We start from the raw sequence: 1,591 nt of genomic DNA on the forward strand, positions 1-1,591 counted from the left end.
GCAGCTGGCGCGCCTGCTCGACGAGGGCGATGGCGCGGCGATCGATGTGCTGGAACAGTCGGCCACGGCGCTGGCGGCCGGGCTGGGCGTGGCGGTGTTCGAACAGGTGACGGCGGCGGCCCACCAGTTCGATTTCGAGACGGCGCTGGCGCGCCTGCGGGCCGGCGCGCCCTGACGCCAGCGGGTAGTCAGCGGGTATATTCCTTTTCCTCGTCGAAGGCGTCGGCGCACTCCTTGTCGCAGAAGCGGCGCACATTGTCCAACGGTTTGTCGCAGTACCAGCAGGCGCCCTTGGGGGGCAGGCTGTGGCGGGTGCGGGCGGCCGCCGCGGCCGCCGTGACGGGCGGCGCGGCGCCGGCGCCGTCGTCCGGTACGCTCTCTTGTGTCGGTTCCACGATCGCCTCCTTTCCAGGCAAAGCACAGGTCAACGTTGCAAGATTACTTCAGCGGAATATCCCACGCATGAGAATTCTCAAGCTACCCATGATAGCAGGTTCGGCGTGGCCGTCTCATGCGTCGAAACGCCAAAAAACGACGCCGCGCGGCCCTGCGGCGCCCCCGCAGAATGAGGAAATATTTTTTAATTGAAAACTCGCCCATGATAGTGAGTTCAACAGACAACATCGACCCGCGATTCGGTACGGCCGGCGTTGGCACCGGCGGCCGGAGTCCTTACAATCGTTGCATCCCTCCGCCGATCCGACGCCGCCGATAAACCGCCCGCCCATGACACCCGCGCCAGTCCCGCCCCGGCCCCACGCTCCCGGCGTGCGCGCCAGCCTGGCGCTGCTGGTGCTCGCCTGCGTGCTGCCGGTGGCCATGGTGGCCGCCATCCTGATCGTCAACTTCTACCACCGGGAACGCGCCCAGCTGATCGACAACACCGTGGCGCGCGCCCACGCCATCATCGCCGCCACCGACCGCGACTTCGCGGCCACCCAGCTGGCCCTGCAGATCCTCAGCACCTCCACGCTGCTGCGCGACGGCGACCTGGCCGGCTTCCACCAGCGCGCCGCCGGCCTGGTCGGGCAGCTCGGCGCCGACAGCATCGTGCTGCTCGACACCGACGGCACCCTGCTGCTGTCGACCCGCCGCCCGTACGGCGCGCCGCTGGCGCGGCTGGGGCGGGCGCCGCTGTTGCAGCGCATCCTGGCCAACGGCCAGCCGGGCGTGTCCGACATGTTCACCGGCCCGCTCAACGGCAAGCCCATCTTCAGCGTCGGCGTGCCGGTGCGGCGCGACGGCGCCATCGTCATGACGCTCAACGCCATCTACACGCCGGAGCGCCTGCTGCACGTGCTGAGCGAGCAGCAACTGCCGGCCCACTGGCGCGCCAGCATCCTCGACACCGACGGCCGGGTGGCCACCCGCAGCCACGAGCTGGCCACCTATGCCGGCCGGCAGGTCCCCCCCGCGCTGCTCCGGCAGCTGAGCGCCGCCAGCGAGGCCGGCATGGACGCCCGCACGCTGGACGGCCAGGACGTGTACGTGGTCTACAGCCGTTCGCCGCGCACCGGCTGGAGCGCCGTGCTGGGCATCCCGCGCGCCGAGCTGACCGCCCGGCTGGCCGGCACGCTGGCCTGGCTGGTGT

At 70.3% G+C, this 1,591-nt stretch carries 2 protein-coding genes; one reads left to right on the top strand and one right to left on the bottom strand.

The window, feature by feature from the left end:
* Nucleotides 1-188: 188 nt before the first annotated feature.
* Entirely contained in the window at nt 189-395 is a 207-nt protein-coding gene (locus GTP90_RS35645) for a hypothetical protein (protein ID WP_161087922.1), read from the bottom strand.
* A gap of 331 nt (nt 396-726) precedes the next feature.
* Here GTP90_RS35645 and GTP90_RS35650 point away from each other — a divergent pair.
* A partial coding sequence (locus tag GTP90_RS35650) for a cache domain-containing protein (RefSeq protein ID WP_175048358.1) occupies nt 727-1,591 on the top strand: 865 nt, incomplete at its 3' end.

Origin of the sequence: Duganella vulcania, assembly GCF_009857655.1 — a bacterium.
GTDB lineage: Bacteria > Pseudomonadota > Gammaproteobacteria > Burkholderiales > Burkholderiaceae_D > Rugamonas > Rugamonas vulcania.